This is a genomic window from Nitrospira sp. (assembly GCA_037045225.1).
Taxonomy (GTDB): domain Bacteria; phylum Nitrospirota; class Nitrospiria; order Nitrospirales; family Nitrospiraceae; genus Nitrospira_A.
Genome location: JBAOHZ010000009.1, coordinates 13,982 through 39,552, shown reverse-complemented (window position 1 = coordinate 39,552; position 25,571 = coordinate 13,982). Strand labels below are relative to the sequence as shown.

Below are 25,571 nucleotides of genomic sequence, written 5' to 3'. Positions count from 1 at the left end.
CTCATTTATGAAAAGCAAAAGCATCGGGATTCTGACAAAACCAAAATTTCCGGAAGTCAAAACGACTGTGCAAGCCGTGGTCGAGTGGCTGCGTTCCAGGAACATCGACGTCCTCTTGGATATGACGGCCACGACCCTGCTCGGCGAGCAGGGAGGGTTTCAGAAAACGCAGCTCGCCAGCAAGGCCGATGTCCTGCTCGTGCTGGGAGGCGACGGCACGATGCTCAATGCGGCGCGATTGGCCGGCGAGCGTGGCATTCCGATTCTCGGTGTGAATATGGGGGGGCTGGGTTTCCTGACCGAGGTCGTGCTGGAAAACTTGTATCCGTCGCTTGAGCGGATGTTCGCGAACGACTTTGTGCTCGACGAGCGGCTGATGTTGAAGACCCATGTCCATCGGCACGGTGAAACAGTGGCGCGAGGGGTTGTCTTGAATGATGTGGTCATTAGCAAGGGCACCCTCGCCCGGATGATCGAACTGAAGATTGCCATTCAAGGTCAATTCGTCACGAATCTGCGTGGAGACGGTTTGATTGTCAGCACGCCGACCGGATCGACTGCCTACTCGCTTTCAGCCGGCGGTCCGATCATCAACCCGGCGGTCCCGTCATTGATCCTGACGCCCGTCTGTCCTCACACGTTGACACATCGGCCGTTGATCGTGCCGGCCAGCGCAGAAATCGAAGTCGTCCTGACCAGTAAGGATGATGGGGCGATGGCGACTCTCGACGGCCAGGTCGGAGTCGCGTTGACGCAGGGCGACACAGTGGAGGTCCATGCGTCCGAGCACATGACCAGGCTGATCCGCTTCCCGGAGAGTAGTTATTATGAGGTGTTGCGGGAGAAGCTGAAATGGGGCGACGGATAAGGTCGGTTGAACGGGACGCGGCTAAGCGCGTCCCTGTTCGATGCGGGCCAACATGTCGGCGTTCGAGGCAAACTTAAACTCGCCGATCGCCTCGGGCGAGGCGGCATGGGCCTTTTCCACGGCATCCAATACTTTGAGTCCCTCGAGATCGACCGGGCGGCTCTTGCGTTCCTTCAGCACCGTCTGAAGTTTGGCGAGCACTCCCTCAATCGTTCCGCGCGACTGGGACGTTTGCGTCGCCAAGTACCGGGTGATCACTTCCGCGCACCAGTCGCCGTCCCGCTTCGCGATTCCCACCAGCCCTTCGCTGGCTTTCCTGGCCCAGCCGGCGAGGAACACGCCTGCCACCACCTGCCCTGATTTGTCGTCATAGGCTTGGAACAGCGAGTCGTCCGGATCATTGCTGGTCTTATTCGGGTTCGTGACGTAGACGCCGTTCTTGTAGGGCAGTCCCACGGTATCGTCCACCCGGTCGCCCACGGCAAACACCACGCTGTCGACCGGGAACTCATACAATTGCTTGAGTCCAACGGCAGCCGTGTCTTCCCCTTTCGGCTCCAGTTTATTTTCTTCCATCTCGAGTGCGCGGACGCGATTGTTCGCGTCGACCAGCACGCGTTTGGGGGACGCCAGAAAGCGAAAGCCCATTTTGGAGGGACTGCCTGTCGGTTCACACTTCGTGAATTCGGCGGTCATGCTCGCCAGGACTTCATCGGCATTCTGCCCCACGGCCGCGAGCCGTTCCTTGACGCGAGCAAACTCCTTAACAAGGCCGTCCTGATCCATGTTGGCACAGACCGCTCGAATTTCTTTTGGGTTGTATTTCCGTTCAACCGGACCGCGGCGGGCAATCGCCGTGACCCGCTCCACTTTCTTATACTTGATCAACCAGTGAGCGATATCCACCATGACATCGCCGACGCCGATGATGGCGACATGTTTTCCCATATCGAAGGGACGATCGCCGAAGCCCGGGAGCCGGTTGAAGTGGTAGACCACGTCCTTGGCATGGAACACGCCCTTGGCGGATTCTCCCTCGACTCCGATGGCCTTGGTTCCTTGGGCGCCGATGGAGAACGCTATGGCGCTTGCGCCCAATCCGTGCAAGTCTTCAACCGTGAGGTCTTTCCCCTGCCCGACCGAGACATTGCCGAAGTAGTGGACATTGGGTTGCTCGAGCATTTCCCAATATTGTTTCTTCAATCCTCCCCGCAGCTTGAGTTTGCTGGGAAAAATCCCGTACTCCGCCAAGCCGCCGAACTTGATGTCGCGATTCAGAATGATGACCTCATGGCCCGCGTCCGACATCTTCTTGGCGACGGCCATTCCGGCCGGGCCCGCGCCCACGACGATGACCACCTGCCCGCTTATCTCAGAACCGGTTGCACTCATTATCTACCCTTCAATCTATATCGACGGTGAATCGTGAATGACGTAAACCCTTAGGATGATCACAGATGTGAAAATTTTTCGCACGTTAGCATAGGGTTCCTCGGGCTGTCAAAATCCATGGCCGCATCTGAGGGTGCCCTGGTGAGGCCCATGGTTCATGTCCGGTGACCTGGTATGGCGGCTGCCTACCCGCCCGCACTTCCGACCGGCCCGCCGGCCTGGGTCATACGCCAGGGATCGAGGAGTTGTGTGAGTCGCTTTTCCGGCAACACGTTCTGTTCGCGAGCCACGTCCCGCACGGTCTTGCCGGACTTATAGGCATCCTTCGCGAGTTTCGCGGCGGCCTCGTATCCGATCACCGGCGCGAGCGCCGTGCACATGGCGAGACTTTCTTCGATCAGACTCTTGCAGCGTTCCTCGTTCGCCTTGATGCCGTCGATGCATTTCACCGCAAAGTTCGTCGAGGCCGTCGCCAGCAACTCGATGGACTGCAGGAGGTTGTAGGCCATGACCGGCAGCATCACGATTAATTCGAAATTGGCCGCCTGGCCGCCGACGGTGATTGTGACATCATTGCCGATCACCTGAGCGCAGACCATGGTCACGGATTCCGCGATCACCGGATTGACCTTGCCCGGCATGATGGAGGAGCCCGGCTGGGTTTCCGGAAGGTTGATCTCGCCGAGACCGCAGCGCGGACCTGATCCGAGCCAGCGAATGTCATTGGCGATCTTCATCAGGCTCACCGCCAGCGTGCGCAATTCACCACTGGCCTCGACCAACGAGTCCTGCGCGGACTGGCCTTCGAAGTGGTTGACCGCTTCCTTAAAGGCGCATCCGGTTTCTTTCGAAATGATGGCCATGACTTTACCCGCGAATTTCGGGTGACAATTGAGTCCGGTCCCGACTGCGGTCCCGCCGAGGGCCACTTCGCTGAGCGCCGCCTGTGCCCGTTTCATGCGTGCGATGCCCAGCTCAATTTGTCTGGCATAGCCGCCGAATTCCTGACCCAACCGAACCGGTGTCGCGTCCTGCAAATGGGTGCGTCCGATCTTGACGATCTTGTCGAACTCGCGTGCTTTCCCGTTGAGCGCCTTGTGCAGCCGCGTGAGCGCGGGAATCAGTTGCTGTTGAATCGTCTCCGAGGCCGCGACATGGATGGCAGTGGGGACCACGTCGTTGCTGGATTGGCCCAGGTTCACGTGGTCGTTCGGGTGCACCAGTTTGCTGCCTCTGGCGCCGCCGAGCAGTTCCGTGGCCCGGTTCGAGATGACTTCGTTGGTATTCATATTGGTGGAGGTGCCGGAGCCGGTTTGGAAGATATCCACCGGGAATTCGGCATCCAGGCGTCCTTCCACCACTTCGGTGGCGGCGCGAACGATGGCGTCGGCCGGCTTCTTATCGAGTAGTTTCAACGAATGATTTACCGACGCGGCGGCGCGTTTGATGAGTCCCATGGCCCGGATCATGGCCCGGGGAATCCGCAGGGAACTGATCGGGAAGTTCTCGATCGCGCGGGCAGTCTGGACCCCATAATAGGCATTGGAGGGAACCGGCAGTTCTCCCATCGTGTCGCGCTCCATGCGTGTGGACGTGGTCATGGATGCGGTGGTGCCGGTGGTGCGCGAAGCTTTCTTCATCGTCGGGTCTCCTCGAATAGCTGGCGGTTGACATGCTGGAGCGGGGCATCTTAAACGGTCCCCGTGCGGAAGCACAAGCATATCGGTACCCGGGCGTGGAAATTGTACTGCCCCGTCCGTGAACAACCTAATCCGGATTCAACAGCGGGATGGTGATGCGAGGGCGGGCTGGGTTGCGGAAAAAGAAAAGGCCCGCAGCGCGCGGGCCTTCCTTTTCATGGCACAGAGTCCTGTTACGCGATCTTGACGTCGATCTGTTTCGGTTTCGCCTTCTCCGATTTCGGGAGATGCAGGCGCAGGACGCCGTCCACATATTCTGCCTTCACTTTGCTCTCGTCGACCGAATCAGGAAGCGTGAAGCTTCGGGCGAACCGACCGTAGGACCGTTCGATCCGATGGTACTTCGTCCCCTTGTCTTCCGTTTCTTGCTTCCGCTCGCCTTGAATGGCGAGGACGCCGTCTTCCACTGTGACCTTCACCGCGTCTTTTTTCACGTCCGGAAGCTCGGCCTTAATGACATATTCGGCTTCGCTCTCGCTGATGTCCACGGTCGGAATCCAGTCGGCCACGGTCATGACTTCTTTTCCTTGTCCGGCAGCCGTGCTGCTTGCCGGCCGCGCAACCATGCGATTCAACCGCTCCGACATGTCTTCCAACTCCCTGAATGGATCCCATCGTACAATCGTCATGGAAAAACCTCCCTGTGTGGATGATGTTGTTAACGGTGTTCACTTGAGACATCCTACTTACTAGTGAAGAGGTAATCTTCCTGCCGGTGAAGTCAAGGCCGAGGGGGAAAGAGTTCCCGTCGTCGATGAGGCCTTGACATTGAGACCCCTGGCATTATTTAGTAGCCCCCTTCACACAGGGAGACGATGACCATGCTGGAATTCATGTCTTATGCACTGCTCGGCGGCATCATGTTCGTGACATCGATTGTGTTGTGGTGGTTCATCGGTCGCACCGAGTAGCCGGTTGTCCGGCTACCGCCGCTCCATCGGCACGTAGTGCCGGTCATGCTCCCCGGAGTAGATTTGGTCCGGCCGATACAGTTTGTTCTCCCGCAATTGCTCCAACCAGTGCGCCAGCCACCCGCTCACCCTCGCCATCGCGAACAGCGGCGTGAACAAATCCGTCTCGATGCCCATCTTGTCGTAGATGATGCCTGAGTAAAAGTCGACGTTCGGGTAAATCCCCTTGTCCTTCAATCGTTCGCCCGCGAGTTGCTCCACCGCCACCGCCACTTCATAGAGCGGAGACGTTCCACAGACATTAAACAGCCGCATGCAGAGCTCCTGCAGCACGGTCGCACGCGGGTCCTTGACCTTGTAGACTCGATGCCCGAACCCCATGAGTTTGTTTTTCCCCTGCAGTCGGCTTTCCACCGCCGCATCGACGTGAGACGGGGTGCCGATTTCCCTCAGCATCATGACGACGGCTTCGTTGGCACCACCGTGCAGCGGACCCTTCAACGCGCCGATTGAGGAGGCCACCACCGTATAGGGGTCGGCTAGGGTTGAGGCCGTCACCATGCCGGCAAAGGTCGAGGCGTTCATGGTGTGCTCGGCGTGCAGAATCAGACAGTCATCGAAGACTTCACTCCACAACGGATGCGGAACAGTTTCGGTCAGCATATAGAGAAAGTTCTCGGAAAACGGCAGATCATCCCGCGGTGGGATGTACTCGTCCCCACGTCTTAAGCGCGCCCAGGCCGCCACGATGGTGGGGAGTTTGGCGATCAGGCGCACCGCCGACCAGTAGTTGTTGGCCACGTCTTTCACATTGCGGCCCGGGTAGAACATGCCGAGTGCTGCGACGGCTGCTTGTAATGCATCCATGGGATGTCCATGTTCTGGCATGACCTTCAGCAGGTCCACGATGCGAAATTTAATTCGCCGGTGGTGGGTCACGTCGTCCACCCACTGGGTGAGCTCGGATGCGTTCGGCAATCGCCCGAACAGCAGCAGATAGCTGGTTTCAAGAAACGACGACTGCTGACACAGCTCCTCCACGCGGATGCCACGATATTCAAGTACTCCTCGTGTTCCATCCACATCGCTGATCGCTGATTTTGCGGCAGGCACCCCGGCCAATCCCGGCATGAAGTCGTGCGGCATAGACGCTGTCTCCTCTCCTCAACAGAAGGAATGATGGCCCATTACATGTGCACTTGGCGGCAGCGGACGTGCTTTCGCGCGCCCGGTTCCGGCACCGTCCCCTGCGCCTGTGCGTGGTTCAGCTTACCATGATCCGCGGTATCGACTCAGCCGTCACCTTGAATTGGTGCGACACGCTTGGCATACTGGCCCAAGGGTGAGGTCATGGTCGGATTCGGAGGCAAGAAGTGACGGGTTTGACGCGGATGCTGGTGCTGGTCGGGCTCCTGGTTCTGGGTGTGGCCCTGTTCATGGTCGGGCGTGGCGAGCATTCCACAGGCCCTACGGGGGATGCTCGCATCGGGCGCAGCGCACTGAGTCATGGCGGGCCTGGCCCAGAAACTCCACCCGCGCCACCCGGAATCACTCCATCCGCTGATCGCCATTTGTCTGTGAATCCGTCGCCCAACGCAACCACGAGGTGAGGCATGAGCCTGTTTCGCTTATGGGCAGGGAGAGTTGTACCGCTGTTGGTGTTGGGCCTCCTGGCCCCGGCGTGGGCGGCCGACGAACAGACGGTGTTTGCCGTCATCAGTGACGTGCCGAAAGACAAGACGCGCGTGCCGGCGAAGGCGTTGCTCGACGGTGCGCTCTCTGACGTCAAGCTCCTGCCGGGAGAATCGATCCTTGGAAATCCGGTCTGGCGCTCGCTGGAGGTCTGCCATGCGCTCAAGATCGAAGGCGTAAGGACGAGCGATGGGGTCAAGGTCACGTCAGCACGGGTGCTCGACGCCAGCATGCTGCCCATGACGCTGCAGGGGTATGCCGGAGATTGCTTGATTAAGAAGGCGGTGGAGATTGCGCCGTTGGCGGACTAGTGAGAAGGCGGAAAAATCAGCCGGCGGTGTTCTCGACATCCGTGTCGCGTGAATCGTGCAGCGAATCTCGTCAAGAACCGCACGTGCGGTGAAGCCAGAGACGGCCGAAAAGGACGTATTTTTTTCGCACCCTGGGAGCGGTCCGCTAGGATGCGCACTCGGGGCAGACGGTCGGTTCTTCGTCCGTGTCGCATTCGTCGACCGTGAGCGGGAAAAATTGCTCACATTGCCGGCACGTACGGATTTCGAAATAGGCCACCCCTTGCTCATCGATTTCAGTCGGAAGCAGGAGTTCGAGCGGATCGTACCCCAACTTGACCTCGTCATCGAATCGAATAATCGCCAGGCGGTCGTTGAAGACTTCGAAGGTGGCTTCTGTGCCTTTTCGTTCTAAGCGATGGCCGACGACAAACACCGGTTGTCCCTTGCGTTTGGCTCGCAGATCTTTCAAGGTGCGTTGTGTCGTCGACGTGCATGCAAACTTGCCGGCTTGGTCGCTGGTGTCGGTTCCGAAAATGGGCATAGGTCAATTGTATCGCATTAGGGTGAAGTCTCGTGTGTCCATGTAACACAGGTCAAAAATTTGCGTCAAGGGAACCTTACTGGAGGAGGAAAGGCTAACAGCATGGCGGAGATCACGATCTATCAGAAACCTACCTGTTCAACGTGTCGCGAAGCCGTACGGATTGTGCGAGAAAGCGGGGCACCGTTCAAGGCCATCAATTATTATGAACAGCCGTTCACGAAGAGCCGGCTCAAGGCCCTGCTGAAGAAAGCCGGACTGACGGTGCGCGAGGTGTTACGTGCGAAAGAAGATCTGTACAAGTCGTTGAAGTTGTCCGATCCCACGCTGAGCGAGGATCAGCTGCTTGATCAAATGGTTTTGCACCCGGACTTGATTCAGCGTCCGCTCGTCGAAAAGGGTGATCAGGCCATGCTGGCGCGCCCGGCGGACACGATCAGGAAACTGCTGTAAATCACGTAGGCGCCTGGCGCTTCTGCGGAGGCGCCGGATGGGCATGACGGAGGACCGCGCCGATGTCTGCATTCGGTTCCATGGATCGCGTGTCACTGTTCGGGCGGATTCTACAGCGGCTCAACCTTCGTTTTCCGTCCCTTTTTGTGTTGTTCGCCGTGCTGACCCTGGCGGATATCATTGTGCCGGACGTGATCCCGTTGGCCGACGAAATCGGCCTGGCTCTGCTGACGTTGTTGTTGGGGTTGTGGAAGGAGCGCCGGCCTCGTAGCCGCGCCCAGGCCTCCCCAGGCGCGACCCGGTAAACGGCGGAGATTACGGGTGATCGAGATGGCCGAAGCGGAGTTTGCCGAGTTGCGGGTCGATCCACACCTTCAGATCGCCGGATAAGACACTGAGGAGTGTTTCTCCGACCAGTTGCCGCCGCCATCCTCGCAACACGGGAATGTCCATCTCCTCCACCGGCGAGGCGCGTTCGACCAAAGCCTGCAAGTCGCCTGTGGTGGCGATCAATGTCGGAGCGATATTTTCCACGGAGGCACGGGACTTCAGCACGGCTTGCAGCAGCTCCAGCACCCCGGTGGACTCGGGGTCTGGCTTGCGATCACGCGGAATCTCGGGCCATTCGGATTCCGGTCGCGCCAGCGCCTGCTGCATGGTGGTGAGAAGGGCTTGCCCGTTGCGTTCGACTTCAGACGAATACATGCCCCGCATGCCGCGCAATTGATCCAGTGTCCGCGGCGTTTGACGGGCCAGCTGCACCAGCACCTCGTCGCGCATCACTCGTCCTCTCGGGACATTACGACGTCGCGCTTCCCCTTCCCGCCAGGCTGCGAGGTCACGCAGAACACCGGCCGCGCGCGGCTTGAGGCTATCCCATCCACGAATGCGCTGATACCGTTCCTGCGGGTCGCGCGCCTGGGCGCCGAGGGACACCTCCAAGCGGGAGAACTCCTCATCCACCCACTCCAAACGACCCATGACGGACAATTTTTGCCGGAGATGCCGGTGCACCGGCAGCAGAAAGGTCACGTCGTCCAAGGCATAGACCAGTTGCTCTTGGCTCAGCGGACGCTGACTCCAATTCGTAAACGTATGGGCTTTGTCGAGTTTCACGCCCTGGACTCGCTGCACCAGGTTGGCATAGGCCGTCTGCGCTCCATACCCGACCATGGCGGCGGCGATTTGCGTATCGAAAAAGGGTTTCGGTAACCGTCCGGCATGATGTGCAAACAGTTCCAGGTCCTGTCGTCCCGCATGGAGCACCTTCTCGATACGGGCGTCACAGACGATGTCCCAGAACCGGGCCATCGGCGCAGTCTCCTGCACGGCAGGGAAATCGATCACCGCCGCCACTCCTTCTGCCGCTACCTGGATAAGTTCTAAGCGAGGGATGAAGTGTTCCTCTCCCATGAACTCGGTGTCGATGGCGATGACCGAACTGTGGATGAGTTGATCGCAGAGGGCGTCGAGGGCATCGTCGGAGGTAATGAAGCTCTGATCGGGGGGCAGTGTGGCCATAGGTTACTCAGTGGGACGATATTCCGCCCCGCGCGAAATCGGCGGTTCGGTGTTGCTGAGGCTTAAGTATTCTTTGAGGAATTGATAGGCTTCGAGAATGCGCCGGAGTTCAGGTTCGGAACTGCGGTCGCCGTTGCGGGCGTCAGGGTGAAGCTCCTTGGCGCGTTGGCGAAAGGCGGTGGTGACATCGGCCAGCGGCGTGCCGAATTCCAACCCGAGCAACTGATAGGCATCGTAGGCGTTCGTGACTTCATTGGTCGCGCCGCTGGGGTTCCCCTCCCCTCCTGCCGCTTTGAGAAAGTCTGCCAGGTTGATCTTGCGACGTCGGCGGCGCGGGCGCTCACGCACTTCACTATCGAGCTCATCCCAGCGGTCTTCGACGAACTCTAATCGGGATTCCAGACGAATCGCGCCCGAGACATCTTTGACCAGGTCCAACTCATCTTCGATCTGCTGCAGCGAGCATTCCACTTCTTCGAGGCCCGGCTCGATGCGGAAGTAGCTGTCGACTCGTTCCTGCATCATGAAGTCGACGGCAAACTCCATGCTGTCGACGTTCTTGGCGCGCAACATACCGATGCGTCGCCGCATGCCTCGTTGATATTTAAACAGGCGATTGGTTGAAAAAGCCACGAGTCCTCGTTGGCATGACCTCACAGCATTCCGGCAAGGTCGGGAGCATCTTAGCACAACCGTTTGCGCTTCGATAAGAGCCGAGTATCCGGGTCCGGAGAAGAGATCAGCGGTGTACGGGCATCGGAGCCTGAGTCCCGCGATGATCGTGAGCGACACCCCAATTAGGCACAGTCTTGTCGAGCCACCGTCTCGTTCTCGGAGCGCTCGGGAAGGATGGCAGCGATTTCAGCATGGAGAACGAACGCCTAGGAATGCGCGAGTGTCATCGCGACGTAGGCCGCATACCCTGCCAGGAGGACGAATCCACGTGCGCATTGAATTACTTGCTGCCGAGCAACGTCCCACTCCCACATCATCGTGACCATGCCGGCGGGAGAGCGACGTCGCAACCAGTAGGGCGACAAGATCGATCGAGGAGAATGGCCTCTCACACATCACTCTGTCGTCAGGATTCATAGGAAGCGAAACGCCAGGGCCGCCACGACCGTTGGCGGCAGCGCGGCCAGGAACAGTCCGAGCGGATGGACGGTCTCATTTTCGAAGTGGTCGCGAAGAATGGCACGACCGGCCGGATTCGGGGCGTTGGCAATGATGGTCAGCCCGCCGCCCGTGACTGCGCCGGCGACTAACGCGTACTTAGATCCATCCGAGAGTCCTTCGACGAGTGACCCGAGATAGGTCAAGGCTGCGTTGTCGGTGAAGGCCGTCAGAATCATCGCTCCGAAGAAGAGCGCATCGCTATTCATACTCAGCAAGATGGGCTGCAGCCACCACTGCTGCTGTCCTCCCAGGACGACGAGGCCTGCCAGAAAGAATCCGACAAGCAACCCTTCCCGCAGGATCAAACGATCCTGATAGCGTTCATAGGCTTGTGCGATGCCCAGGAAGAATAGGAAGATCCCCATAAACATTACCGGATGATGGGCGAAGCGCACGACCAAGCCGAGAAAAACCAGGTGGAGTCCCACCATGGTGAGGGGCACCGTGTCATCTGTCGTTTCGCGGACCGTTGCAGAGATTCGGCAGAGTTCCTTCCGGAACACCAGGGTCGCCATCAGCGCATTGATCACCACCACGATAGCCGCTTTCCAGCCGAAGGTCTCCATCATAAACGGGAAATCCCAGTTCCAGGTCCCGGCCACCATCAGGACCGGAGGCGCGGCAAAGGGGGTGAGTGTCCCTCCGATCGAGACATTCACGAACAGCACACCCAACGTGGCATACCGCAAGCGCTTTGAAAGGCCATTACGAAAAAACCGATCGCGCAGCATCAGGGCAGCCAGCGTCATCGCTGCGGGTTCGGTGATGAATGAGCCCAACACGGGAACCAGGGCCAAGAGGGTGAAATAGGTGCCCAAATTGTGAGGCAGCGGGAGGGCCTTGCTGAACAGTCGCACTGCGGTCGTGGCGGCCTGCAGGATCGGGCGCGTTCCCGCGATGACCATGATCGCGAAGACGAACATCGGTTCCGTAAAATTGCGCGAATCCAGGTAGTGGGTGGCAGCGGCGGCGCCATCGGTGAAGAACATGGTCACAACAAGCACGAGGGCCCAGAAGCCGAAGACCACCTCGAGTTCACCCAACAAATGCCAGAGCCCTGCATGCGCGGGTCGCATACTGGCCAGTTGTTCAAAAAATGCCGTTGAGAAGGTGTGCAGGATCGCGACGACAAAGAGTACCGTCCCGATCAATTGAATGGTGGTTGGGGTCACGCCGATCTCCTAGCGCACTGTTCAAATGAAACTGCGGTGCCATAGTTGTTCGACCACAAAGCGTGGCCTCACGCAGGGTCCGCGTACTGTACACGGATCGTGCGCAACACGCCAACGGTGCAGGAAAACCAATGAGGGGGAATGCTGAGGAGGAGCGATCAGCGAAGGTCGTCGTCGATCCGGATACGGCGGCGAGCCACCCCGGTTGCGCGTGCGGCGGCGGCCACTGCCTTTGCGACCCGCGGCACCACGTCGCGATCGAATACGCTGGGGATGATGTAGTCTTCCGACAGGGCCTCTGCAGGCACACAACCGGCGATGGCTTGGGCCGCGGCCAGCTTCATGGCTTCGTTGATTTCGCTGGCTTGCACGTCGAGCGCCCCACGGAAAATGCCTGGAAACGAGAGGGCGTTGTTGATCTGATTGGGAAAGTCCGAACGCCCGGTCGCAAAGATGCGCGAGGCCTTGTCACCGACCTTGGCATCGATCTCCGGATCCGGGTTGGCCATCGCAAAGACGATCCGGTCCTGATTCATCCGTTCGAGATCGTCCCGATTCAGCACATTCCCCACGGAGAGCCCGATGAACACGTCGGCGCCTTTTAGGGCATCGTGTAACGTTCCCCGCGGCTGATCACGTCGGATACAGGCCTGAAGATCGGTACGACAGGTTCGCAGTTCCTCCGCATCACCCATCAGCACGATCCCCTCTTTGTCGCAGCCGATGAGATGTGAGGCTCCGGCGGCGAGCAGAATGCGGCAACAGGCGGTGCCGGCCGCGCCCAGACCGTTCACGACGATCCGGACGTCCTCCATCCGTTTTCCGACGACCTTTAACGCATTGCTCAGGGCAGCGAGCAGGACGACAGCCGTACCGTGTTGATCGTCATGCATGACAGGAATGTCGAGGGACGTCTTCAGCGCCCGTTCAATCTCAAAACAACGTGGCGCGCTGATGTCTTCCAGGTTGATGCCCCCGAACCCCGGAGCGATTCCACGCACGATGCGGATGATTTCGTCGGGGTCCTGTGTAGCGATGCATATCGGCCAGGCGTCGATCCCGGCTAGTTCCTTGAAGAGCATGACTTTGCCTTCCATGACCGGCAGCGCGGCGGCCGGGCCGAGGTTGCCCAGTCCGAGCACCGCAGACCCGTCGGTGACGACGGCCACGCTATTGCTCTTGATCGTGAAGGCATAGGCTTTCGAGGGATCTTTTGCGATGGCCTGGCAGACGCGCCCGACGCCAGGGGTGTAGATCATCGAGAGGACGTTGCGCGTATTGACCGGGACTTTGCTCTGGACTCTGATTTTTCCACCCAGATGGAGGAGAAAAATGCGGTCGGATGCCGAGAGCACATTCACTTCCGGCAGGGCTTCGAGCCGCTCGAGGACACGTTCTCCATGCGCCTCGTTCTGAACATCGAAGGTGATGTCTCTGATCATGCGTTCGGCATTGGCCGACACGATGTCCACGGCCCCGAGGTTCGCCCCCTCCTCTGCCAGTAGGCCGGCGACCTTCGCGAAGATGCCGGGTTTGTTGAGGAGTGCGAGGCGGACGGTCAGGCGGTAGTTAGAATAGGGGCCGATGTCATCGGTGGTCATAGTGGTTGACCCAGGGAGTGAGGTGCTCTGCGTATGAGTGTATCACAGCAGGTGGGGCTCGAACGCCTGACGTGTAGCCGTGCGTCTGGCAGGCACTGCAGCAATGGGTAGATGGTCAGGGACCTGGACCGGCGCAAAGAGTTTCGTTGACTTTTTTTTTCAGGTTGGCTACCCTCGGCCCGCCCTTGTGGTGGGCACTTATATTCTCAACCTTTCAAGGAGGGGTTTCCATGAAGCGTACTCTATTTGCATTCGTAGCGGCAGCCATTCTCGTTGCATTCACCGCTCCGTCCTTCGCGGGTGACGACAAGAAGAAGGAAGAGAAGAAGGGCGGCCACTTCTCCCAGACCCTCTTCGGCGATGACAAGAAGAAGGAAGAGAAGAAGGGTGGACACCTGTCCCAGACCGTGTTCGGCGAAGAGAAGAAGAAGGACGAAAAGAAGGGCGGACACTGATCCCCGCTTCCGACGTTCTTGCGTAGTCTCAATTGGCCCGCGATTCCGGATGCCGGCGCGGGCCAATTTTTTTTCTCTCGCGCGATGGCCGATCCCTCTCTCGCCCGCTTCACTTCATTGACCCATTCGATTGGTGCGTGATACGGTTCGCGCATGACCAGTACAACCACCGGCCGCGAGCCGAATCGCCTGATACACCAGACCAGTCCTTATCTGCTGCAACATGCCTATAACCCCGTGGATTGGCATCCCTGGGGGCCTGAAGCGTTGGCCGAGGCCGCGAAGCGGAATCGGCCGATTCTGCTCTCCATCGGCTATTCTTCCTGCCATTGGTGTCATGTCATGGAGCGGGAATCGTTTGAGAACGAGTCGATCGCCCGACTGATGAATCAACATTTCGTCTGCATCAAAGTCGATCGCGAAGAGCGCCCCGATCTGGACGAAATTTATATGCAAGCCACCTTGGCGCTGAACCGGAATCAGGGTGGCTGGCCCATGACCGTGTTCCTCACTCCCGACCAGAAACCGTTTTTTGCCGGCACCTATTTTCCGCCGGAGGATCGATGGGGCCGCCCAGGGTTCCCGACGCTGCTGAAGAAACTCGCTGAGTATTGGGAGAAGGACCATGCCGGAGTCGTTGCGCAAGCGGCGACACTCACCGCGCGCCTGCAGAACGGCAGCCAGGCCCCTTCCCCGACCACGGTCGGCGAAGGCGAACTCGACATGGCTGTGACCCAGTTCGCGGAGGATTTTGATGCCAAACTGGGAGGATTCGGCGGCGCCCCGAAGTTCCCCCCTGCCACTGGCCTCTCGCTGTTGCTTCATTGTTATCACCGCACACAGGATCCCCATACGCTCACGATGGTCCGCACCACGCTGGATGCCATGGCAGCCGGCGGGATCTATGATCAGATCGGCGGCGGCTTCGCGCGGTATTCGACCGACGAGCGTTGGCTGGTGCCCCATTTCGAGAAAATGCTGTATGACAACGCGTTGCTGGCGCGCGTCTATGTCGAAGCCTTCCAAGTGACGGGTGATCACACCTACCGCCGCGTGGCCTGTGAGACTCTCGACTATGTTCTGAAGGAAATGACGTCCCCCGAGGGCGGGTTCTATTCCGCCACCGACGCCGATTCCGAAGGGGTGGAAGGGAAATTCTTCGTCTGGACGCCGGATGAGATTCGCGCGGTGCTCTCGAACGAAGAGGACGTGCGGCGGATCTCTGCCTATTACGATGTCACCGCGGCCGGCAACTGGGAGCACAAGAATGTGCTGCATACGGCCAAGCCCGTAGCGTCGGTGGCGAAAGAGTTAGGGGTCACCGCCGAGGAATTGCAGGAGACCATCGATCGGGTCAAGCCGGTGCTGTATGCGGCGCGCGCGAAACGGGTTCCACCCGGACTCGATGATAAGGTCATCACCGCCTGGAACGGGATGATGATCAGCGCCATGGCAGAAGCCGGGCGGGTGTTCGACAGTCCGCGCTATCGGGCTGCTGCCGAGCGCGCCTGTGAGTTTCTGCTGACCACGCTCTCCAAGGCGGATGGACGGCTCCTGCGGACCTATCGTGCCGGCACGGCTCATCTGGATGCCTATCTTGAAGATTATGCCTACTTTGCCGAAGGGTTGATCGACACCTATGAAGCGGGCGGCAATGAACGGTACCTGTCTGCGGCAGTGCAGCTCGTGGAGCGAATCCTGGAAGATTTCTCCGACGGTCAGCACGGCGGGTTTTTCACCACGGCCACGGGCCATGAAGCGCTGATCATGCGCAGCCGTGAAGGTCCGGACGGAGCCACGCCGAGCGGGAACGCGGTGGCGGCATCGGCCCTGGCCAGGCTGTCATACCACTTCGGCCGTGAGGACTTCCGGCAGGCGGCGGCGGCAGCGATCCGCGCCTATGGCCGGCAGGTCGCTCGTTACCCGCGCGCGTTCGCGAAGAGTTTGATCGTCGTCGATTTATTGACCAGCGGGCCGGTCGAACTTGCCGTCGTCGGCGCATCCGGCGATGCCGACACCGTGGCGTTGTGCGCGGCAGTCAGCCGGACCTACCTCCCGAATCGTGTCATTGCCTATCGGACCTCGCAGCAGTCCGAGCCGACCCATCCATTATTGCAAGGGAAGGCCCTGGTCGGGGGCAAGGCGGCGCTGTATGTCTGTCGGAATTTTGCCTGCCGGCAACCGATTACCGATCCTGCGGACCTCCCTGCCCTGCTCGATCCATCGCAAAAAACTGCACCGGCATTAACGGTGCCCGAGCAGAAGGTCTTGAGCGGAAATTTACATCCCGGGGCCGCGACCGTTCAGGGCACGGCCGGATATGCGGCGAGAATGATCCACGACGCGACCGGGGCCGGCTCCCTGGCCAACGGGTTTGGGCCATTCGGGGCGACGGGACTGACGGTGAGCCGTCTCGGATTCGGCACGTACCGGGTTGGAGAACGGGACGCGGAGCATCGGGAGGCTTTACTCAAGGCGATTCGCTCGGGCTGCAATTTGATCGACACCTCGACGAATTATATGGACGGCGAAAGCGAGCACCTGGTGGGTGCGGTTCTGCAGCAATTGATCCGTGCGAGTGAAGTGGCCCGCGAGGACATCGTCGTCGTGTCGAAGATCGGTTATGTGCAGGGCCAGAATTTGGCGCAGGCCAAAACGCGTGAAAAATCCGGGAAGCCCTACCCGGATATGGTGAAGTACGGCGACGACATCTGGCATTGCATCCATCCGGAGTTTCTGGCCGATCAATTGACGCTGTCGCTGGATCGACTGGGCCTGGCGACGCTGGACGTCTGTTTGCTCCACAACCCGGAATATTTCCTGTCTCATGCAACCCGTCTCGGAGCCAGTGAGCAACGGGATCTGTCCATGCTGCGCGACGAATTCTATGCACGCTTGCAACTGGCATTCGACTATTTCGAGCGGCAAGTTGAAGCCGGCCGGCTGCGCGGGTACGGTGTCTCGTCCAATACCTCCACGGCCCCTCCGGATGAACCCGGCGCCACGTCGTTGTCTCGGATGATTGAAGCAGCGAAAGCGGCCGCCAAGAAGATCGGTGCGCCCGCTCACCATTTCATGGTCTTACAGTGTCCGATGAACCTGTACGAATCCGGCGCGGCATTAATCAAGAATACCGGCCCGAATAACGGCAAGACCTTGCTGGATGAGGCCGTGAAGGAAGGTGTCGCGGTGCTCGTCAATCGCCCGCTGAACGCGATGCCAACGCAGCGCGGCGGAGTGGTGCGGTTGGCCGATATCCCGGTGCCGGCCCCGGAGGCGGAGTTCGATCCGCAGCGACAGAAGGTCGCCCTGTTGGAAGACGAGTATCGAACGGCGCTGGCGCCGGCGGTGGCCCATAGCGGCCAGGGCATGCTTCCCGCAGACTTTTTCCGATGGGCCGATGAATTGCAGCGCATCCGTACGCAAGTGCAGGGCTTGGAACATTGGGAGCAAATCGAAACCCAGATGATTGCCCCGCACGTGAACCAGGTGCTTCGCACGCTCTCGGACGCGTTTACGGGAACCGTGGCGGAGCAGTGGGAAGCCTGGCGTGACCGATACGTACCGGAACTCCTCGCGCTCCTGCGAACGTTGCATCGTGAAGCCAGTGAGCGGAGTCGGCTGCGCGCTGAGGACCTGCATCGAACCATCGATCCGCTGTTGCCTGAACACCGGCGGAAGGCCAGCTTGTCGCAGAAGGCTCTGTGGGTGCTTGCGAGCACCACGGGTGTCACCTCCGTACTCAACGGCATGCGCACGCCCGCCTATGTGGAGGATGCGCTGCAGATGTTACGGTGGGAGCCGTTGTCGGATTCGCGACGAGTCTTCGCTCGGTGCGCAGAAAAGAAGTAACTTGCCCTGTTCGCTCGATTTGATTATTCTGTGCCCGTCCACTCCAGAAACTCACCATGCGCCGGAGGTGTTCATGATACGTTTGCGCCCGTTAGTCTTGCTCGGATTGCTTGTCGTCGCCGGCCCCCTGTTTCTTGACGGCTGCGCGAGCAAGTCGGGAACCAGTGGCGGAGTGACGGCGACTCCCCCGAAGCCACGGCTAGAGGAGCGTGTGGCTGCGGCTCCGGTCCAAGAAATTCCTCGTCCGCCGCAGGAGGCTCCGATTCCGTTGCGTTCGGCCGAGATGGCCGCGCGGAATGCGACTGGGGAACAGAACATTCCGTTTCCCGACGTGCTGTTTGATTTTGATCAATATGTGCTGCGAGACGATGCGCTCACGTCGGTCGAGGCCAATGCCAAGCGGTTGAAAGACAACCGGGTAACCAAGGTGTTGCTGGAAGGTCGTTGCGACGAAGTGGGGACCTCCGAATACAATCTGGTGTTGGGAGAACGGCGAGCCCTCTCCGTGAAACGGTATCTCGAATCGCTGGGGATCACTCAACTCCAGGTGGATGTTACCAGCTACGGTAAAGACCGTCCGTTGTGCCTCCAGCACAATCCAGTCTGCTGGCAGAAGAATCGCAGTGTCCATTTCGTAGTGAAAGAGTAGTCGTAGTCCTCTCACGGTGCGGCATGGGCGATTCTCGCCTGTGCCGCATCTGTTCTCCCCTCGTCTCACTTCGAACTCATTCGTAACAGAGAATTTACCTCTGCCTAACCGTCCTGGAATGTGGCCGGATTATCCTTTCTCGTAGAAGATCGGCACGGTGAACGACACCGACCGATCACACCCATTCAACAAGGAGGATGCAACGATGGTCACAGTCAGTGAGTTGATGACGAAAACACTGGTGACGGTCCCGGCCGGCACGTCGGCGGCCGACGCGGCCAGAGTGATGAACGAGCGCCGTGTCGGCAGCGTATTCATCGAGCAGAACGATCGTGTGATCGGCATCGTGACCGAGTCCGACATCGTTCGAAAAGTCGTGGGAGAAAACAAGCCGGTGCATTTCGTTCCGGTCGAATCCATCATGAGCAGCCCCGTTATCAGCTTAGATGAGCGGCGGTCGATTACGGAAGCAGCCGATCTCATGCAGCATCACCACACGCGTCATCTCGGTGTCTTGAAAAGCGGCGCGATCGTCGGGGTGCTCTCGGTTCGGGATCTCTTGCAGCCGGTGTCGGTGGACGAGTTTTAACTCGCCGCCGACTCGCCGTCTGCCCATCGACGGTCTGCCGGGTTTGAGCAGGCCGACTCTCCCCCCCCCTTTCCTCGTAGACCCTCTAACCTGTTCCCCGCCCCGGCGACGCCCTCGCCGCCCGTTTCCTATTCCAGAGGCTTTATCCCGCATCCGTTGGAGATGTCACCGCGGTACAACGCGGCGGCGGTCCGCGGTCACATGAGTCCTCTACTGACACGGCTCGCGACAGAGTTCCGTCGACGCCAGCCTCTCGTGGCGATCGATGTGAAAGGCGGCGGCTCGGCGAAGGCTCTCGCAGATTTCCTTCGAGTTCCAGCCGCGGATAATCTTAAGAGAGGAAGAACGGGACAGACGTTCTTGGTCAGTAGTTCACGCGAGTTGATGTCCTCCGAAATGAACCAATTTGCAACTGGTCACGGGCACAATCCCGTTGGGATTCCCGTGGCAGTTGATGCAGTGGCGATCTATGTGCATCGGGACAATCCCATCGAGCATCTCACGCTTGATCAGATCGACGCGATCTTTTCAGTTTCGCGTAACCGCGGATATCCGGTTGAGGTCGAAAGGTGGGGGCAACTAGGTTTACCTAACGGATGGCAAGACGCTCCGATTCAACTCTTCGGACGGGATCGGAGATCCGGGACCAGAACATTTTTTCAGGAGCATGTGTTGTCGGGTGGCGAATTTCGACCATCTATGCAGGAAGAGCCGGGTGCGGCCTCCGTAATTTTGGCATTGAGTCAATCGCCCTTAGGAATTGCTTTTAATGGATTGGGCTTGCATTCGACCATGGTACGAATCGTCCCGTTGGCGGAAACGAAGGACAAACCATTTGTGGCTCCATCCGACGCGACCATTGCCGATCAAACCTACCCGCTGAGGCGAGTGCTGTATCTTTATGTAGACACATCCTCACCGGTGGCTATGAGCCCTGCGGCGAAAGAATTTCTCTCGTTTATTACGAGTCGAGAAGGTCAAGAGTCAGTGATGAGAGCAGGGTTTTTCCCACTACCAATCGCCCAGATCGAGCAGACCGTCGCTGCTCTTGCCGGATCAACGTCCGATGCCCATTAATCCATAGAATTCCGACGTGGCTGTCCACAAGTGCTTGCGTCCAATCAGGGGCCCTCACCGATCCGACAGGCAGAAGGTATTTTCCTCCAAGGGTTCATATCCTGCACCGGCATTATAGGGAAATTCAGCGATTTCTTTGCCGCCTGTATTCCAAATGTGAAGGCATTGGGCCGTTAGGGAAGGAATATTTCGCTGCACCTCATCCACGTTGACGACCTGAGATTGTTCGGTGGTCCCGATTACCATCAGGCGGTTCCCAGGCCTGAGTGATTTAGGAGTGATCGCCCCCGCATAGAAAATGGCATACTCGCCGGCTCTTTTCCCTATGTCTCTTGGGCCATAGGCGGGATGCTCGACCACCGGCAGGTGTGCGGCAATAATCACGAACCCGTCATTCCTTTCATTCACCTGAATGATCCGGCCGCCCAGCTGCACCTTTCGTCCCACAGTGGCTTTCGGTAAGGCCCACCAGGCGTTAAAGTCAAAGTTTGTATCTGCCCCTTTCGTGACTTCTGGTGGGAAGGCCGTCATTGGTCCGCAGCCGTTCACCAATAAGAGGGCTACGAGCATTACCGATCCATATAAGAGCTTCATGCATCTGTCCTTCTCGTCGGAGTTGATTGCACGGTCGGCCTGCACAGGCCCTTTCCTCCAACGCTTCTCCGCTACATAAACCTGGCTTGAAACTGTATCAAGAAGGCATTCTGCGCGAAGGCGTCGAAGGTCGCATCATAAGGAACTCCTGGTCCATTTCCCTGATGATGCCGGAATTCATAGTTGAACTGAATTTTCGATTGAACTTTCGGAGGGAAATTTTCAAAGTAATACGTGAGGCCGAGAATGGTTCTCGAATACAGGTCGTTGGACATGCTGGTGCTGGGGTCGAATTGTTCGTACATGACCGTCGGCTCCCAGTTTTGAAAAACACCGTCGGAGATCAGGTATTTTCCCAGGACGTACCAGGTTCGTCTTTGCGCGCCAGGCGCGCCGGAGCCACCGCAGATGGCCTGGTCGAGACAAGCCCCGTTAGCGGGACGACCGACGGTGGTTTGGTTGGCTCCATCGTGACCCTGCCACCACTCGCCTTGTACCATTAGACCAGGGATAATTCTTGAGGTGTAGCGGAAGTCCACGCCATACCGGTCGAATCTTCCTTTTCCGCGCCCGTTGATGTTGGTGTTGGCATTGTTGGATTCGCCCTGAATCGTTGTGAAACTGATCCAAGAGATGTCCGACCCGAAGAGCCGGATTCTCGTATAGAAACTTTTGGGGGCGTTCGCGCCGGTCGCATTGGCATGGAAATTATTGTTGTTCATGATGCCCGCGACATACTCCAGACGGTTGAACAAACGCCCGCGTACATCGACGAAAAAGTCGCGTTCTTGCAGGAAATCGATGGCGCCGGCTGTGCCGGTTCGGTTGCCGTTGCCGCTTCCGACGGACGTGAGGTAGGGCGAGCTGATGATGTCCCGCAGACCACCGGAGGTCTCAGTAAAAATGCCGAACGGCATTCTGAAAATGCCGAAACGAAAGAAACCGATATAAGGAGACAGGGATTGGAAGGGACGAAAATCTATGTAGGATTCTCGAAAGAAGGTGGCCGCAATCGGTTGGCCGGTTGCGGCGCCGCTCCCGCCCGTAGGCGTTTCTCGCCCGAAGCTGATGCTTTGAAACTCGAAGAGCGCATGCCAGCGTGGAAGGGTATCATTGATTCTTCCCCAAAAGAGGATTTCTGAACGCCGGATGGAGAAGTTGTCCTGACTCTTGCCTTCCGGGACATGGGCATCCTGATGGGTGTAGAGCCATTGCATCGCATTGAGGCCGAAGTTCACCTTATCCCTCAAGATCGGCAGCAACTCGGTTCTGTTTTTCCAGTCTTCGATCGCATCGATACGTCTTTCCCTTTCGTCCAATCGGTATTCTTGTTCGGCACGGATCTGGATCCATTCGTCCATAGTGATCGTGCCTTTTTGAAGTAAGAGATCTTCTATCGAAATTCCCCCCGGTCTGAACTCCGGACCTTTCAGCGCCGGCTGAGGGCTAGTGAGCGGCGCTTCCAAACCTTTTTCTCTGATGTTCTGTTCGGGCTGTGGCTGCGGTCCCTGAGAGGTCGGCAATTCTTGCGCCGGTGCGAGCGTTGCCAGCATCACCATGATGGCGACTCCTGCCGGGCAGGCCCATGAATGTCTTGGAGTCATGGTGATCATTCGGATTCTCCCCTGCCTGAAACCGCTTCAATGTCCAATTACGCCGCTAAGAAGAGTGCGAATATATTATAGTTTCAAAAATAATATAAGCGCCTACCGATTGCCTAGTCCTGGCACGTATGCCTATCTGAATCAGGTGCGCGCAGGGGGTGGTGGGGAAGCAAGCGGCAGTCGTGTCCGCGGTTTAATGCATTGGCGGAATATGACAGCGGGGGAGGATGCAGGAGCTAGAGAGGACGCGTATGGAATACTACTCAGACAACAATTTATACCCTATGCCTCGGACAGTGATGATAAAGCGAGGTCTTGAGGGGTCCGGCTCGATTTTCCGTCTCAGTGAGTGGATATGCACATCGAGGGCATGCTCCTCGAGGGCATAGTCTTCTCCCCACACGCGATTAAGGAGTTCCTGGCGTGAGAGTACGTGGCCTGGTGATAAAAGGAGTTGGTGCAGGATTTCAAATTCTTTTCTCGTGACAGGTTTTTCCACGTTGTCTACGGTGATTTCATATTTGGCCAGGTCCATGACGAGGGTACCGGCGGTGAGCACTGAACTGCGAAGGGCGTCCGATTTGGTTCGCCGGAACATGGCTCGAATTTGAGCGACAAGCTCACGGTAGCGATCTGAGCAAAAGACAAGGTCATAGCCCTTCTCAAGGTCATGAAGATAGTCCTCCTCAGAGACCTGATGTTCGACCGGAAGAATTGCAATGGATGGTACTGCACCAAGTATGGCGTGGTTTCGAAATTGATCAAAAATATCCAGTCGTCGATCGATAATCGCCAGGTCCGGTGCTCTCCCAGTATAGACATTCACTCCGGAGATGGAGCGGGCCACTGACACTCGATACCCATTTCGAACTAAAAGCCGCTCGATGGTGCTGGCGAAGTTCGTATCTGCCGTGAGAAATAAAATGGATGATGCGACCTGAGGGGCAATCATCGTGACGGGAGGCAAGGCCTCAGTCCCGTCGCCTAAGCGAGGCTGAAATGATGTCGACGATCGAAGCATAGGATGTTTCTGTACCGTGTCGGTCCTGTACTGTGAGATGCCGTGAGCCACGCCCAGTCGAGTCTGGACGTGGCCAGGCCGCTCTGCTCAGAGCCTAGTGGAGAGACTCAATGCTTCTTGGGCGCGCAGGAGGTGACTTCGGGAAGCGGTGAATTCCCCGCGCCTGCACTCTCCTTGAATTCAGAGATTTCGGTTCTTCCTGTCTGCCAGACATGAATGCAGTCCGCCACTAAATAGGGTTCGGTTTTCGGAGCCCCATTGACGACGACGGGTTTCCTGCCGTTCGTCGTCCCGATCATGACGAATCGGTTTCCGTTTCTGAGCGTGTCCGGAGCCAGCTCGGCCGGATACAGGAAGGCAAACTCATATTCTCCCTTGCGCGTGCCACTATCCGTTGGTCCATACACGGGATGGTTCACAACGGGAAGTTGTTCAGCCACGATCAGAATACCCTTGCTATCTTTGCTGACCTGTACGATTCGCCCACCAAGTTCTACTTTTGTGCCGGAACCAGACTTGCCGCCGGGATTGCTGGGTGAGGCATCTCGCCACGCTTGAAAATCAAATGTCGGTGCTACCTTGTCCCGGACTTCTGTCGGAAATGGCGAGTTGCTTGCGCAGGCCGGCAAGATAGCGGGAAGCACAAGCAATAGACCGATCATGTAGTGGCTGGTTGTCCTCATGAGAACTCCTTGGTAAAAGTTAGAAGTATGCTGACGTATTTCGTGCCGGAAACGGTCTCTCTCCGGGGGTGAACCCGATCAAATCTTCACATTTGTGAATCTTGTTGCACCTCGGACCTTGTGTTACATTTGTGTTAACGAATGATTGTGGTTGTGTAACATCAACCTTTACGGTCAGGAGGTGCATGATGAAATCACTCTCTCTTGGTTTATTGCTGGCCGCCGGGCTTACCGCCGGCTGCTCAACCTCATCGCTGTTTCCTCCGGAAACGACGCGCAATGTCGCTCCTGCTGAATTCGGTGTGGTGCAGGCTCAGCCGGATGTCTTCAAGGGACGCGTTGTGCAGCTCGCCGGCCGCATTGTAGGGGTTGAGGAATCCGCTGACGGTTTCCTTATCAGAGCACAGGAGCTTCCAGTTGGAGCGCATCCGGCGTATGGACCGGTGGAAACTGCGCGACCTGCACCTGAATTTGCAATCGCCTATCGCGGCAAATTGGATCCCGCGGCGAGATGGTATGGCAACAAATTGGTTGTGGTCGCCGTCGCACAAGGGGCTCAAGACATCACCGTAGATGGAGCTACTCGAACGGAGCCGTTTGTCACCGCAAAATGTATGCATGTGTGGAAAACCGGTGAGTACGGGTCCTATGGCGTTGCAGACTTTCCTCATACGACCGATGGCTACTACCCGCTTGAGCATCAGACCTACTGCGTGAACTAGACTCAGGGGGGCACGGGTGTTTGTCCGACCTGTGCCCCTTTGATAATCCCTCGCCATTCTCAGCTTGCACCCCAAGCAGCCCTATCTTGCGCAATAATTACGAGCGCGGTGTATCGATATGAGACAGGATCCTGCTGAACTTACAGGCTGGAACGTATCCGGCATGGCATGAGCTGTCATAATCCTGTATTGCGCCAAGCTTGTCTCCGAGCATAGATCGAGCCACACCTCGATTGTAGTAGAGGGTATGATCGTCTACTCCCATGGCGATCGCTTGTGAGAAATCGCTCTCCGCTCGATCAAATTCCCCGGTCAGCATTTCGACGAGCCCGCGGCTCTGATAGACGGCAGGGAGAGTCCGGTTGAGCGTAGCTGCTCGGTCGAGATCACGTTTGGCTTGCTCGAAGTCCTGCTTTAGGGCATAGACGACGCCGCGATTTGCATAGATCGTGGCATCTCGGCCATTGAGTTGTGCGGCTGCATTGAAATCCTGTAGTGCCTCATCGAATTGACCGAGGTGACGGTAGGTTTGGCCGCGCTGATTGAGCACCAACGCCGAGGGGGGGGCCACGCGCAAGGCATGATTGAATGAGTCCAGGGCCTCACCGTAGTGCCCCGAGGTCAGATAGACGGCTCCCAGATTGCTGTGGTACAGCGCGTGGTTGGGATTGAGCCGAATGGCTTCAGCAAAGTCTCGTTTCGCTTCTTCCTTCAAGCCTTGCGAATGGTACACAAATCCTCGCGCATTCCTTGCCTCAGCATTGGCTGGAGACAGGACGATGGCCTGGGAAATCGTCGCCAGCGCCCTATCGAACTGGCCCTGATGGTATTGAGCCTGGCCTTGGGACAGGAGGGTGGCGGTGGGATCCTCATTGCCGGCCGTGATTGCTGATGTTGAGCAGCCCCACAAAAGGGCGATATTCAGCCAGAGTCCGAGACCGGCTCGAAGTGGTCGTGGGATTGCGCGCATACTCTCCTCCTCTAAGGATGCCAATCGGTTCGTCA

Annotated in this window: 24 protein-coding genes; 10 read left to right on the top strand and 14 right to left on the bottom strand. The window is 58.1% G+C overall.

The features are described 5' to 3' along the window. The first annotated feature begins 7 nt into the window (after positions 1 to 7). Entirely contained in the window at positions 8 to 868 is an 861-nt protein-coding gene (locus V9G17_01320) for an NAD(+)/NADH kinase (protein MEI2751213.1), read from the top strand. Between the two features lie 21 nt (positions 869 to 889). Here V9G17_01320 and V9G17_01315 read toward each other — a convergent pair whose 3' ends face one another. The 4 genes from V9G17_01315 to V9G17_01300 all read right to left on the bottom strand — a co-directional run bounded on the left by V9G17_01315 (position 890) and on the right by V9G17_01300 (position 6,017). After that, positions 890 to 2,260, bottom strand: a complete 1,371-nt coding sequence (locus tag V9G17_01315) for an FAD-dependent oxidoreductase (protein ID MEI2751212.1) — start codon at positions 2,258 to 2,260, stop codon at positions 890 to 892. A 185-nt stretch (positions 2,261 to 2,445) separates the two neighbouring features. Next, positions 2,446 to 3,900, bottom strand: a complete 1,455-nt coding sequence (locus V9G17_01310) for a class II fumarate hydratase (GenBank protein MEI2751211.1) — start codon at positions 3,898 to 3,900, stop codon at positions 2,446 to 2,448. Positions 3,901 to 4,133: 233 nt separating this feature from the next. After that, positions 4,134 to 4,589, bottom strand: a complete 456-nt coding sequence (locus tag V9G17_01305) for an Hsp20/alpha crystallin family protein (protein MEI2751210.1) — start codon at positions 4,587 to 4,589, stop codon at positions 4,134 to 4,136. 294 nt (positions 4,590 to 4,883) lie between these two features. Next, complete coding sequence (locus tag V9G17_01300; protein MEI2751209.1) at positions 4,884 to 6,017, bottom strand: citrate synthase; 1,134 nt, start codon at positions 6,015 to 6,017, stop codon at positions 4,884 to 4,886. Between the two features lie 467 nt (positions 6,018 to 6,484). Between V9G17_01300 and V9G17_01295 the strand changes: the two genes are divergently transcribed. Next, positions 6,485 to 6,874 (top strand): hypothetical protein, encoded by a 390-nt coding sequence (locus V9G17_01295; GenBank protein MEI2751208.1) that lies wholly within the window; start codon positions 6,485 to 6,487, stop codon positions 6,872 to 6,874. A gap of 145 nt (positions 6,875 to 7,019) precedes the next feature. Here the strand turns inward: V9G17_01295 and V9G17_01290 are convergent, their stop codons facing one another. Next, a complete protein-coding gene (locus V9G17_01290) occupies positions 7,020 to 7,397 on the bottom strand; it encodes a hypothetical protein (GenBank protein ID MEI2751207.1) in 378 nt (125 codons plus the stop codon). 102 nt (positions 7,398 to 7,499) lie between these two features. On the opposite strand from V9G17_01290, the gene arsC reads away from it, so the two are divergent. After that, positions 7,500 to 7,850: an arsenate reductase (glutaredoxin) gene (arsC, locus tag V9G17_01285; protein ID MEI2751206.1), complete on the top strand. Its 351-nt coding sequence runs from the start codon at positions 7,500 to 7,502 to the stop codon at positions 7,848 to 7,850. 62 nt (positions 7,851 to 7,912) lie between these two features. Then, positions 7,913 to 8,155, top strand: coding sequence for a DUF6116 family protein (locus V9G17_01280; protein ID MEI2751205.1), 243 nt, complete (start codon positions 7,913 to 7,915; stop codon positions 8,153 to 8,155). 10 nt (positions 8,156 to 8,165) lie between these two features. Here the strand turns inward: V9G17_01280 and rnd are convergent, their stop codons facing one another. The 4 genes from rnd to V9G17_01260 form a co-directional block, all read right to left on the bottom strand. Continuing rightward, positions 8,166 to 9,371, bottom strand: coding sequence for a ribonuclease D (gene rnd, locus V9G17_01275; protein ID MEI2751204.1), 1,206 nt, complete (start codon positions 9,369 to 9,371; stop codon positions 8,166 to 8,168). A gap of 3 nt (positions 9,372 to 9,374) precedes the next feature. After that, the gene (locus V9G17_01270) at positions 9,375 to 10,004 is read right to left on the bottom strand and encodes a J domain-containing protein (GenBank protein MEI2751203.1); all 630 of its coding nucleotides are present in this window, start codon (positions 10,002 to 10,004) and stop codon (positions 9,375 to 9,377) included. Positions 10,005 to 10,459: 455 nt separating this feature from the next. After that, positions 10,460 to 11,719, bottom strand: coding sequence for a putative Na+/H+ antiporter (locus tag V9G17_01265; GenBank protein MEI2751202.1), 1,260 nt, complete (start codon positions 11,717 to 11,719; stop codon positions 10,460 to 10,462). 158 nt (positions 11,720 to 11,877) lie between these two features. Further along, the gene (locus V9G17_01260; GenBank protein ID MEI2751201.1) at positions 11,878 to 13,320 is read right to left on the bottom strand and encodes an NAD-dependent malic enzyme; all 1,443 of its coding nucleotides are present in this window, start codon (positions 13,318 to 13,320) and stop codon (positions 11,878 to 11,880) included. A gap of 230 nt (positions 13,321 to 13,550) precedes the next feature. Between V9G17_01260 and V9G17_01255 the strand changes: the two genes are divergently transcribed. From V9G17_01255 to V9G17_01235, 5 genes are all read left to right on the top strand, one after another. After that, positions 13,551 to 13,775, top strand: a complete 225-nt coding sequence (locus tag V9G17_01255) for a hypothetical protein (protein ID MEI2751200.1) — start codon at positions 13,551 to 13,553, stop codon at positions 13,773 to 13,775. Between the two features lie 153 nt (positions 13,776 to 13,928). Further along, entirely contained in the window at positions 13,929 to 17,627 is a 3,699-nt protein-coding gene (locus V9G17_01250) for an aldo/keto reductase (GenBank protein MEI2751199.1), read from the top strand. A 73-nt stretch (positions 17,628 to 17,700) separates the two neighbouring features. Further along, positions 17,701 to 18,276, top strand: a complete 576-nt coding sequence (locus V9G17_01245) for an OmpA family protein (GenBank protein ID MEI2751198.1) — start codon at positions 17,701 to 17,703, stop codon at positions 18,274 to 18,276. Positions 18,277 to 18,481: 205 nt separating this feature from the next. Next, complete coding sequence (locus V9G17_01240) at positions 18,482 to 18,865, top strand: CBS domain-containing protein (protein MEI2751197.1); 384 nt, start codon at positions 18,482 to 18,484, stop codon at positions 18,863 to 18,865. A 162-nt stretch (positions 18,866 to 19,027) separates the two neighbouring features. Then, positions 19,028 to 19,942, top strand: a complete 915-nt coding sequence (locus tag V9G17_01235) for a PstS family phosphate ABC transporter substrate-binding protein (protein MEI2751196.1) — start codon at positions 19,028 to 19,030, stop codon at positions 19,940 to 19,942. Positions 19,943 to 19,996: 54 nt separating this feature from the next. Here V9G17_01235 and V9G17_01230 read toward each other — a convergent pair whose 3' ends face one another. From V9G17_01230 to V9G17_01215, 4 genes are all read right to left on the bottom strand, one after another. After that, positions 19,997 to 20,536, bottom strand: a complete 540-nt coding sequence (locus V9G17_01230; protein MEI2751195.1) for a Slp family lipoprotein — start codon at positions 20,534 to 20,536, stop codon at positions 19,997 to 19,999. A gap of 71 nt (positions 20,537 to 20,607) precedes the next feature. Next, positions 20,608 to 22,095 carry a hypothetical protein gene (locus V9G17_01225; protein ID MEI2751194.1) on the bottom strand — a complete coding sequence of 496 codons (1,488 nt, stop codon included), beginning with the start codon at positions 22,093 to 22,095 and terminating at the stop codon, positions 20,608 to 20,610. Between the two features lie 304 nt (positions 22,096 to 22,399). Next, complete coding sequence (locus V9G17_01220) at positions 22,400 to 23,161, bottom strand: response regulator transcription factor (protein ID MEI2751193.1); 762 nt, start codon at positions 23,159 to 23,161, stop codon at positions 22,400 to 22,402. Positions 23,162 to 23,268: 107 nt separating this feature from the next. Beyond that, the gene (locus V9G17_01215) at positions 23,269 to 23,844 is read right to left on the bottom strand and encodes a Slp family lipoprotein (GenBank protein MEI2751192.1); all 576 of its coding nucleotides are present in this window, start codon (positions 23,842 to 23,844) and stop codon (positions 23,269 to 23,271) included. Between the two features lie 185 nt (positions 23,845 to 24,029). Between V9G17_01215 and V9G17_01210 the strand changes: the two genes are divergently transcribed. After that, on the top strand, positions 24,030 to 24,566 hold the full coding sequence (locus V9G17_01210) for a Slp family lipoprotein (GenBank protein MEI2751191.1): 537 nt from the start codon (positions 24,030 to 24,032) through the stop codon (positions 24,564 to 24,566). A 97-nt stretch (positions 24,567 to 24,663) separates the two neighbouring features. Here V9G17_01210 and V9G17_01205 read toward each other — a convergent pair whose 3' ends face one another. After that, positions 24,664 to 25,536, bottom strand: coding sequence for a tetratricopeptide repeat protein (locus V9G17_01205; GenBank protein MEI2751190.1), 873 nt, complete (start codon positions 25,534 to 25,536; stop codon positions 24,664 to 24,666). Positions 25,537 to 25,571: the final 35 nt, after the last annotated feature.

Excerpts from the sequence above, each read along its gene's own strand:
- V9G17_01290 (MEI2751207.1), bottom strand. The coding sequence starts at position 7,397 with ATGCCCATTTTCGGAACCGACACCAGCGACCAAGCCGGCAAGTTTGCA.
- V9G17_01300 (MEI2751209.1), bottom strand. The coding sequence starts at position 6,017 with ATGCCGCACGACTTCATGCCGGGATTGGCCGGGGTGCCTGCCGCAAAA.
- V9G17_01230 (MEI2751195.1), bottom strand. The coding sequence starts at position 20,536 with ATGAAGCTCTTATATGGATCGGTAATGCTCGTAGCCCTCTTATTGGTG.
- V9G17_01240 (MEI2751197.1), top strand. The coding sequence starts at position 18,482 with ATGGTCACAGTCAGTGAGTTGATGACGAAAACACTGGTGACGGTCCCG.
- V9G17_01225 (MEI2751194.1), bottom strand. The coding sequence starts at position 22,095 with ATGGTGATGCTGGCAACGCTCGCACCGGCGCAAGAATTGCCGACCTCT.
- arsC (MEI2751206.1), top strand. The coding sequence starts at position 7,500 with ATGGCGGAGATCACGATCTATCAGAAACCTACCTGTTCAACGTGTCGC.
- V9G17_01310 (MEI2751211.1), bottom strand. The coding sequence starts at position 3,900 with ATGAAGAAAGCTTCGCGCACCACCGGCACCACCGCATCCATGACCACG.
- V9G17_01220 (MEI2751193.1), bottom strand. The coding sequence starts at position 23,161 with ATGCTTCGATCGTCGACATCATTTCAGCCTCGCTTAGGCGACGGGACT.
- V9G17_01205 (MEI2751190.1), bottom strand. The coding sequence starts at position 25,536 with ATGCGCGCAATCCCACGACCACTTCGAGCCGGTCTCGGACTCTGGCTG.
- V9G17_01245 (MEI2751198.1), top strand. The coding sequence starts at position 17,701 with ATGATACGTTTGCGCCCGTTAGTCTTGCTCGGATTGCTTGTCGTCGCC.
- V9G17_01260 (MEI2751201.1), bottom strand. The coding sequence starts at position 13,320 with ATGACCACCGATGACATCGGCCCCTATTCTAACTACCGCCTGACCGTC.
- V9G17_01320 (MEI2751213.1), top strand. The coding sequence starts at position 8 with ATGAAAAGCAAAAGCATCGGGATTCTGACAAAACCAAAATTTCCGGAA.
- V9G17_01315 (MEI2751212.1), bottom strand. The coding sequence starts at position 2,260 with ATGAGTGCAACCGGTTCTGAGATAAGCGGGCAGGTGGTCATCGTCGTG.
- rnd (MEI2751204.1), bottom strand. The coding sequence starts at position 9,371 with ATGGCCACACTGCCCCCCGATCAGAGCTTCATTACCTCCGACGATGCC.
- V9G17_01235 (MEI2751196.1), top strand. The coding sequence starts at position 19,028 with ATGTCACCGCGGTACAACGCGGCGGCGGTCCGCGGTCACATGAGTCCT.
- V9G17_01280 (MEI2751205.1), top strand. The coding sequence starts at position 7,913 with ATGTCTGCATTCGGTTCCATGGATCGCGTGTCACTGTTCGGGCGGATT.
- V9G17_01305 (MEI2751210.1), bottom strand. The coding sequence starts at position 4,589 with ATGACGATTGTACGATGGGATCCATTCAGGGAGTTGGAAGACATGTCG.
- V9G17_01215 (MEI2751192.1), bottom strand. The coding sequence starts at position 23,844 with ATGAGGACAACCAGCCACTACATGATCGGTCTATTGCTTGTGCTTCCC.
- V9G17_01210 (MEI2751191.1), top strand. The coding sequence starts at position 24,030 with ATGATGAAATCACTCTCTCTTGGTTTATTGCTGGCCGCCGGGCTTACC.
- V9G17_01255 (MEI2751200.1), top strand. The coding sequence starts at position 13,551 with ATGAAGCGTACTCTATTTGCATTCGTAGCGGCAGCCATTCTCGTTGCA.
- V9G17_01295 (MEI2751208.1), top strand. The coding sequence starts at position 6,485 with ATGAGCCTGTTTCGCTTATGGGCAGGGAGAGTTGTACCGCTGTTGGTG.
- V9G17_01250 (MEI2751199.1), top strand. The coding sequence starts at position 13,929 with ATGACCAGTACAACCACCGGCCGCGAGCCGAATCGCCTGATACACCAG.